This window comes from Thermococcus sp. ES12, from assembly GCF_012027515.1.
Lineage (GTDB): Archaea > Methanobacteriota_B > Thermococci > Thermococcales > Thermococcaceae > Thermococcus > Thermococcus barossii.
On the sequence record NZ_SNUP01000148.1, the window covers coordinates 1 to 387 of the forward strand.

Annotated in this window: 1 protein-coding gene; it reads left to right on the plus strand. The window is 40.1% G+C overall.

What is annotated here, in order from left to right; translation table 11 throughout:
• Positions 1-214: 214 nt before the first annotated feature.
• Positions 215-387, plus strand: a 173-nt coding sequence (locus tag E3E37_RS11500) for a PfkB family carbohydrate kinase (RefSeq protein ID WP_240921989.1), incomplete at its 3' end; no start/stop codon positions are given.

A 387-nucleotide genomic window follows, 5' to 3' on the forward strand; every position in this document is an offset into this window, starting at 1 on the left:
CGCACCCGCTAAAGTTGCCACTCCCTTTTTCCATGCCGTTTCAATAAGACTCTAAGAGAATTGAAAGAAGGATGGGATTGACGAACTGATTTATGCTTTCTTTAACCCCAATAAGAACTAAATTCTCATTTTTGAGTTCTTGATAAAAATTAGAGAAAACCTTAAAGCCTTTCAATGCAGAATCTATGAAATAAAACTAACTGGAGGGATAGCAATGTTTGACGTGGTTGCAATAGGCAACCTCAACTACGACATAATAATGCTCGTTGACCGCTTTCCAGAATTCCACGAAAAGATACCAGCAAGAGATGCCTACTTTGGGCTCGGAGGAGCAGCAGGAAATACAGCAACATGGCTAGCTAATATGGGTCTTAAAGTGGGATTCAT